Annotated in this window: 4 protein-coding genes and 1 pseudogene; all 5 read left to right on the top strand. The window is 68.0% G+C overall.

Annotated elements, in window-relative coordinates:
* Positions 1–290: 290 nt before the first annotated feature.
* Positions 291–671 carry a hypothetical protein gene (locus AC36XV_RS11910; RefSeq protein ID WP_492203904.1) on the top strand — a complete coding sequence of 127 codons (381 nt, stop codon included), beginning with the start codon at positions 291–293 and terminating at the stop codon, positions 669–671.
* A gap of 10 nt (positions 672–681) precedes the next feature.
* Positions 682–2,979, top strand: a complete 2,298-nt coding sequence (locus AC36XV_RS11905) for a tetratricopeptide repeat protein (RefSeq protein WP_492203903.1) — start codon at positions 682–684, stop codon at positions 2,977–2,979.
* Positions 2,972–5,287 carry a tetratricopeptide repeat protein gene (locus tag AC36XV_RS11900; RefSeq protein WP_492203902.1) on the top strand — a complete coding sequence of 772 codons (2,316 nt, stop codon included), beginning with the start codon at positions 2,972–2,974 and terminating at the stop codon, positions 5,285–5,287. Before AC36XV_RS11905 ends, AC36XV_RS11900 begins: the two co-directional genes overlap by 8 nt.
* Positions 5,284–7,566: a tetratricopeptide repeat protein gene (locus AC36XV_RS11895; protein ID WP_492203901.1), complete on the top strand. Its 2,283-nt coding sequence runs from the start codon at positions 5,284–5,286 to the stop codon at positions 7,564–7,566. Before AC36XV_RS11900 ends, AC36XV_RS11895 begins: the two co-directional genes overlap by 4 nt.
* A pseudogene (locus AC36XV_RS11890) lies at positions 7,563–8,487 on the top strand (hypothetical protein); the annotation flags it as partial. The gene AC36XV_RS11895 and the pseudogene AC36XV_RS11890, both read left to right, overlap by 4 nt.

Genomic DNA, 8,487 nt, shown 5'->3' with positions numbered 1-8,487 from the left:
GGCGCGTCTCCAGTGTGGGTGTCGGGAGCCGGCTCAGATCGATCGCTCGAACAGGAGAATAGCGCTCCGAGCAGCAGCAAGAGGACGAGACGAGTGCGCATGGAGGCGCTCCGCGGTGTCGGTTGGGTCCTGGCTACCTGTCGGAAGCTGTCAGGGGTCGGACGCCTCGGCAATACACCGGGGCGCCGGAGACCGCGAAGTTCCAATACATTCGCGGTCCTTGCCCGGTCGACGGGCGTTTGGACACATTGGAGCGGGCTGCGTACTCGATCTGGAGCATACACGAACGAATGACGGGACCTCAAAAGGCGTCTCGCGACGGGCGGCTGCGTGCAACGTGGCAGGTTCTCGCCGTGTACATCGGTGCGTCCTGGGTCGTTCTCCAGGTCGTCGATGTGCTCAAGGAGAACATGGGACTTCCCGACTGGGTGTTCCCGTTTGCCGTCGTGCTCCTGCTCATCGGGCTGCCGATCATGCTGGCCACGGCGATCCTTCAGGCTCGGCCCGCCGGCGCAGCCGCGACGTCCTCCGAAGTGGCCGCGCCCTCGCCGTCCTCGTCGCGAGGCAGGCCGCCGTCTACTACGCGCAGTTCGCGGAGCTGTGGTCGGACGCGGACCCCTCGGTACAGCCTCGTGTGGATGTGGCACGTGCCCGCCTGGAAGAGATCGTGAGGGAGCGCGGATGAGCGGGCTCGGAGAGCGACTGAAGGGAAGCGCCGTGTGGCGGGTGCTCGCCGTCTACCTCGGGGCCTCCTGGGTGGTGCTCCAGGTGGTGGACGTGGTGAAGCAGAACATGGGGCTTCCCGACTGGGTGTTCCCGTTCGCCCTGGTGCTGCTGCTGATCGGGCTTCCGGTCATGCTGGTCACGGCGATCCTGCAGGCGGGTCCGGCGAAGGGGACCGCTGCGGCCGCGGCGGCCGGGGATTCGAACTCGTCGGAGGTCGTCGACGGGGCGGAGCCCGGTATGGCGCCGGGGGACCTGTCGCCACGCCGCCTGTTCACCTGGCGCAACGCGCTGTTGGGTGGGGCCGGAGCGCTGGTTCTGCTCACCGTCGTCACCGCGGGCTTCATGTACATGCGGACGCGGGGTATCGGTCCCGTCGGCTCGCTCGTTGCCAAGGGCGTGCTGGAAGAACGCGCCCGCGTCGTGCTGGCGGACTTCGAGGCGGAAGACGACGTGATGGCGAGAACCGTCACGGAGTCGTTCCGGGTAGACCTCTCTCAGTCGCCTGCCATCACACTCGTCGGGCCCGACTCGATCGCGGATGCGCTCGCACGCATGGGGCGATCCTCGGACACCGACCTGGACGAGGAGACGGCCCGCGAGCTCGCCCGACGCGATGGGATCCCGGCCGTGATCGCGGGCGAGCTGGCCCCGCTCGGATCCGGCTACGTGCTGACCGCGCGGCTGGTCGCGTCGGCGGACGGAAGCCTGCTCGCCTCGGCCCGCGCATCGGCCCGGAACGATGAGGCGCTCGTCGGCGCGATCGACGAGGTGTCGTCCAGGCTGCGAGAGCGGATCGGCGAGTCGTACACGTCTCTGAGGGAAACCCCGGCTCTGGCCCACGTGACGACCGGATCCCTCGAGGCCCTGGAGAAGTACACGGCGGCGCACGAGGCCCGCGACGAAGATCCGGAGGCGGCCGTCCGGTTGCTGGAAGAGGCCGTCGCGATCGATTCGACCTTTGCGCTCGCATGGCGCGACCTTTCGACGATCCTCGACAATCTCAACGAGGACCGGGAGCGCCAGGAAGAGGCGCTGGAGGAGGCGTACCGCTACCGGGACCGCCTGACCGAACGAGAGCGCATCCTCGTGGAGGCGTCGTATTACAGCGACGTCACGGAGGATTGGGAGCAGGCGATCGAAGCGTACCAGGCGATGCTGCGCCTCGATCCGGAAGATGCGCAGGCGATGAACAACATCGGCGTGAACTACTATCGTCAGGCCGACTTCGAGAACGCGCTGCTCTGGTACCAGAGGGCCCACGAGGCAGCACCGGAGCTGTCGCTGCATGCGGCCAATGTGGCCATCACGCAGGCGAACCTCGGGAATCTGGAAGCCGCAGCCGCCCAATACGCGAAGCTGGATTCGTTCCCGGCCAATCCGCTGTTCGAGGACTGGCGGGCCCACTTCCTCTGGCTGAAGGGGGATGAGGAGGGCTTCCGGAGGGCGGTCGAGAACTATCGAGACGGCTTTCCCGGGGCTCGCGCCCAGGAGCGAGTCGAGCGAGCGCTCGAAGGGCTCGAGATACTGCACGGTCGCGTTTCGGATCTGGTGGCGGAGCTCGAAGACCGGTCTGAGCGTCAGCGATCTCGCGGAGACCTGGAAGCGTCGGTGCGGACCCGGCTCGACGCGGTGTTCCTGCAACTCGATGTGTTCGGGGATACGGCCGCGGCTCTGTCCACCGTCGCCGAGGTGATCGCGGAAGTCGAAGCGGATCCTGAACAATTCGAAGATCCGCCCCTGGGCAGGATCGGATGGCTGCTGATTCAGGTCGGCGACGTCGAACGCGGGCTCGAGTTCCTGGAGCGGGCCTGGTATCAGGTGCCCGAGCGAAGCCGGGCACGCCGGGAATTCGAACGAAACACATGGGTCAGAATGCAGGTCGCGGGCGCCGAAGGACGGCCGGAGGAAGCGCTCCGTGAACTGCGGTCGCTGCCGCCCTGGGTGTGCACGCCCTGCCGGTACTACGAGGAGGCGAGCCTGTTCGACCAGGCCGAAAGAGCCGACTCGGCGATTGCCTACTACGAGAAGTATCTGGATGCACCGTTCAACTTCCGTTTCTTCATCGACTCGGAAGAGCTTGCGCCGACGCACGAGCGGCTCGGCCAGCTGTACGACGCGCGGGGCGACCTCGAGAACGCCGCGCTTCACTACGCCCGGTTCGTGGAGCTGTGGGAAGAGGCCGATGCGAGATTGCAGCCGCGTGTCGAGGCCGCGCGGGCCCGGCTGGAGGAGATCGTGAGGGAACGTGGCTGAGAAGCGCGGATTGAGTCAGGTCCTCGGCGATCTCGGCGGCCGATCCGTGTGGCAGGTCCTCCTGCTGTACCTCGGTGCTTCCTGGGGCGTGCTGGAGGTGGTGGACGTCCTGAAGGACAACATGGGCCTTCCGGACTGGGTGTTCCCGTTCGCGGTGGTGCTGCTTCTGATCGGGCTTCCGATCATGCTCGGGACGGCCGCGATTCAGGCGCGGGTGGCCGAGAGGACCGTGAGACGGCCGGAGGGAGATGAGCCCGAGGCCGGGCCCGTACCGCCGCCGGAGGTGGGCGCGGAACCCGACGCAGGAGATCTCGAGGCCCACCATATCTTCACGTGGCGGCGAGCCCTCCTCGGGGGCGCCGCGGCCTTCGTCCTGCTGACGATCGTCACCACCGGCTTCATGTTCATGCGGAACCGCGGCATCGGACCCGTCGGCTCGCTGGTGGCCAAGGGACTGATCGACGAGCGCTCCGAGATCCTGGTCGCGGACTTCGAGGCCGGGAACGACATGCTGGGTCGCATGGCTTCCGAGGCCCTGCGCGTCGACCTGTCCCAATCGGACATCGTTCGCCTGGTCAGTCCGCGCACGGTGGAGAGCGCGCTCGCTCGCATGCAGCGTGACCGGGGCACCCGCGTCGACGAAGCCACGGCCCGCGAGATCGCCGAACGGGAGGGGCTGGCGGCGGTCGTCGGAGGCGAGATTCTGGCGGGCGGCGGCTCGTACGTGATCACGGCGCACCTCGTGACTCCCGCGGGCGACCTGCTCGCCAACGCCCGCACGACGGCGCCGGACTCCTCCCACATCATCGAGGCGATCGACGAGCTGTCGCGCGACCTCCGGGAGCAGATCGGCGAGTCCTACACGAGCATGCGCCAGAGCCCGCCCTTGAGCCAGGTGAGCACCAGCTCGCTCGAAGCGCTCCGCGCCTACACCGAGGCCGGTGTCCAGCGCGATGAGGGCAACCTCGATGCGGCGATCGAGCTGCTCGAGCGGGCGATCGAGATCGACTCCACCTTCGCCATGGCCTACCGGGGGCTCGGGATCTTCCTCCAGAATCGGTTCGAAGAGTGGTCGCGGCAGTACTGGGCGCACTCCAAGGCGTACGAATACCGGGACCGCCTGACCGAGCGGGAGAAGTGGGCGGTGACGGCCACGTACTACCTCGACGTCGAGGATGACCCGGCGGGCGGGATCACGGCGTACGAGAATCTCCTTCGGGTGGATCCGGAGAGCATGTCGTCGGTCAACAACATCGGGGTGGTCTACTACTTCCAGCGCGACTGGGAGAAGGCGCTCGAGTACTATTCTCGGGCTCACGAGATGGACCCCGAGCTGGGGCTGACGGCGGCCAACGTCGGCGTCGTGTACGCGAACCTCGGCCAGCTCGACTCCGCGGCCGTATGGCTCGACTCTGCCATCGTCCTCGAGCCCAACGAGCCCGCCTGGCGAGACTGGCAGGTTCAGTTCGAGCACCTGCGGGGAAACTCGAACGAAGCCCGTCGCCTGAATGAAGCCCTCCGTCGCGACCAGAGCGCGGATCCGTACTGGACGAGCCGCACGAGCACGGTCGACTGGCTCATGGATGTGGGTGAGGGGAGGATCGCGGAAGCGGAAGCTTCGTACGACGCGGCGATCGAGGCCGACGAGATCCGGGGCGGCGCGGCTCCGCTGGCGACCTCTTTGCTGAAGGCCGAGCTGGAGCTGGCGCTCGGGAGGCCGGGCGAAGCGGTCCGATTCGTCGAGGCGGCTCTCGAACAGTATCCGCTGGAAGACATCCCGCCGCTCGATCGACCGACCGCCTGGGTCGCCTCGATCCTGGCTCAGGCCGGGCAGCTGGAGCCCGCGCGGCAACTCCTGGCTGCTCAGCGTGAGGAGCTGGGTCCGCTCGCCGACCGGACCCGTCTCGGTTTCGATGTGGCCGCCGCCTGGATCGACGCGGCCGAAGGTCGGTTTGCCGATGCGATTCCGGCGCTGCGGGATGCGGACGCGGGTTACGGCTGCGATCCCTGCGCGAACCACGCCGTCGGGATGGCTTTCGATCTCTGGGGGCAACCGGACTCCGCGGTGGTCTACTACGAGAAATACCTCACGCCGGCGTTCAACTTCCGGACCTGGGTGGACGGCCTGTGGAGGGGATGGACGCTCGAGCGTCTCGGGCAGCTGTACGACGAGCTCGGCGAGCCGGACAAAGCCGCCGGCTATTACGGGATGTTCGTGGACCTGTGGTCGGACGCCGACCCCGAGCTCCAGCCCCGCGTCCGCGCGGCCCGGGAGCGAATGGAAGAAATCGCGAGGGAACGAGGATGAGCGGACCGAAGCACCTTCTGGACGGGCTCAAGGACCGGTCGGTGTGGCAGGTGCTCGCCGTCTACCTGGGCGTGTCCTGGGTAGCGCTCCAGGTCGTGGACCTCCTGAAGCAGAACATGGGGCTCCCGGACTGGGTGTTCCCGTTCGCCATCGTGCTGCTGGTGATCGGCCTCCCGATCATTCTGGCCACGGCGCTGCTTCATGGCCGTCCGGGCGCCGCCGTGGCGGCCGAGGTCTCGCCTTCGGCTCCCGACCGGCCAGCGTCGGAGTCGTCCGATCCGGGTGAGCTGACTCCGCACCGCCTGTTCACCTGGCGCAACGCGCTCGTCGGAGGCGGTCTCGCCTTCGTGCTCCTCGCCGTGGTGACCACCGGTTTCATGTTCATGCGGAACCGGGGCATCGGCCCGGTGGGATCGCTGGTGGCCAAGGGGCTGCTGGACGAGCGCAGCCCGGTGATCCTGGCGGACTTCGAGGCGCAGGACGAGAGCCTCGCGCGCGCCGCCACCGAGGCGTTCCGGGTGGACCTGTCTCAGACCAGGATCGTGAGGGTCGTCGAGCAGGCCAGCCTCGCGCCGGCGCTCGAGCGAATGCAGGCGGACCCGTCTCAGCCGCTGACCGAGGAGACGGCCCGCGAGATCGGCAGACGGGAGGGAATCCCGGTCGTGATCGGTGGAGAGATCACGGAAGCGGGGGGCAGCTACGTGCTCACCGCCCACGTGATCTCGTCATCGGACGGCGTGGAACTCGCCTCGCACCGGGAGACGGCTCGCGACGAATCCGAGATCATCCCGGCGATCGACCGGCTCTCGGGCAAGATCCGGGAGAAGATCGGCGAGTCGTTCACCTCCCTGCGGGCGGACGCGCCTCTCGAGGCGGTGACCACCTCGTCTCTCGAGGCACTCGAGCTTTACTCGCAGGCCGTGGACGCGAGCGAACGGAGGGGTGATTCGGAGAGTGCCATCCGGCTGCTCGAGGAGGCGCTGGAGATCGATCCCGAGTTCGCGAGCGCGTGGCGAAAGCTCGGCGTAGAGCTCGGGAACGCGAGGCGGGAGCGAGCCCGGGCGTCCGAAGCGATCACTCGGGCCTACGAGCTGAGAGATCGGCTCACGCCCCGCGAGCGATACCTGGCCGAGGCGACCTACTACACGGAGCGCTTCGACGAGGCCCGCGCCATGGCGGCGTACGAGCGGATGCTCGACCTGGATCCGAACGACTCCTGGGCGCTCAACAACCTCGCGATCGTCTACGGCCAGATGGGCGACCAGGAGCGTGCCCTGGAGCTGACCGAGCGGTCCGTCGCACTGGACTCGAGCTCGATCGGCCTCGGAAACGTGATGTTCGGCCTGATTCGCTTCGGCCGGTTCGACGAGGCCGCCGAGGTCGCGAACACGGGGCTGCGGAAGTTCCCCGAAGACCGCCGGTTCTACATCGGCCGGATCGACATCGCCATGAACCTCGAAGACTACGGCGGAATGATCGACGCGGCCCGCGAGATGATCGATGCCCTTCCGGCGGACCTCCCCGCCCAGGCGGTGGCCCGCTGGCATCTCGCCGAGGAAGCTGTCCTCGGGGGCCGTCTCCAGGAAGCCAGGACCTACGGACAGGAGGCGCGAGATTACCAGAGGCAACTCGGTCTTCCGGGGGCCGATTACGAGTTCGGCCGCTTCTGGGTGACGCTCGACGTCCGGGGCGATACGGCGGCTGCCCGCACGTTCCTCGGGGAGATGCTGTCCCGGCACCCGCTCGAGGAGATCCCCGAGCCGCTGGACCGGCCGTACCTGGGCTTCAGTGCGATGTTCGCGGCGGTCGGCGACTCCGAGTCAGCGCAGGCGATGATCGACGCGTTCCGCGAGGCCGTGCCGGATGCACCGGACGACCGCTGGACGGACGACCAGGCGGAAGCCGACGGTCAGGCCGCCTTGCACGCCGGTCGATACGACGAGGCGATCGAGCGCTACCGGGAGGTCCGCCGGCTTCTTCCCGGCTGCGAAACCTGCGGACTGTACGAGATCGGGCAGGCGCACGATCTCGCCGGGCGTCCGGATTCGGCCATCGTCTGGTACCTGCGGGAGCTCGAGACGCCCCGCGTGCAGGCGCCGAACCGGCCGATCCTCTTCGAGCGCCTGGCCCAGCTCTACGACGGGCTCGGGGATGCCGAGAACGCGGCCGTCTACTACGCCAGGTTCGTGGAGCTGTGGGAAGAGGCCGATCCCGAGCTGCAGCCGCGCGTGGAGTCGGCCCGGGAGCGATTGCAGGAGATCGTGAGGGAGCGCGGATGAAGAACCGTTCGCTGGTCCAGGTACTCGTCCTGTATGCGGGCGCCTCGTGGCTGGTGCTCCAGGTCGTCGATGTCGTGAAGGACAACCTCGGACTGCCCGACTGGGTGTTTCCCTTCGCCATGCTCCTGCTGCTCATCGGGCTGCCGATCATCGTGGCGACCGCGGTGGTGCAGGCCCGGCACGCGGTGCCAGCGAAAGATTCCACCGGTCCTGCGGCGACCGAGGCTGCGGCTCCGGTCGCGGCTTCCGCCGGGGCGTCCGACCTCTCGCCCCGCCGGCTGTTCACGTGGCGGAACGCGTTGGTGGGAGGTGGGCTCGCGTTCCTCTTCCTCACGGTCGTCACCACCGGCTTCATGTTCATGCGCAACCGGGGGATCGGCCCGGTAGGCTCGCTCGTCGCCAAGGGAATGCTGGAGTCCCAGGCGCCGATCCTCCTCGCCCAGTTCGATTCCCCCGATCCATCCATAGGGTCCGCCGCGACGGAAGCGCTCCGGATCGACCTGTCGCAGTCCAACGTCGTGTCGCTCGTGGATCCCGCGTCCGTGGCGGCGGCCCTCAAACGAATGCAGCGGGACCCCGATTCACCCGTGACCCAGGAAGTGGCGCAGGAGATCGCCGTCCGAGAAGGCTATGCGGCCGTCATCACCGGCCGGATCACGGCCGTGGGGAACGGTTATCAGCTCACGGCGCGGATCGTCGACGCCGGGAGTGGCCAGACGCTGGCCTCCGACCGCCAGTCGGCGACGGACGCGGACGGGATCATCCCGGCCATCGACCGCCTGTCGGCCCGGATGCGAGAACGAGTGGGCGAGTCCTACACGGATCTGCGTGCCGATGAGCCCCTGCACCGGGTCACGACCGCGTCGCTCGAGGCCCTCAAGAAGTATTCGCAGGGGGTCGAGATCTTCGAGGTCGGCGGCG

It is taken from the genome of Candidatus Benthicola sp. (assembly GCF_058719085.1).
Note: the sequence above shows the minus strand (reverse complement) of the source record. Positions and strands in the feature narration are given on the sequence as shown.

Coding starts and splice junctions, on each gene's coding strand:
- AC36XV_RS11910 (WP_492203904.1), top strand. CDS start 291: ATGACGGGACCTCAAAAGGCGTCTCGCGACGGGCGGCTGCGTGCAACG.
- AC36XV_RS11905 (WP_492203903.1), top strand. CDS start 682: ATGAGCGGGCTCGGAGAGCGACTGAAGGGAAGCGCCGTGTGGCGGGTG.
- AC36XV_RS11895 (WP_492203901.1), top strand. CDS start 5,284: ATGAGCGGACCGAAGCACCTTCTGGACGGGCTCAAGGACCGGTCGGTG.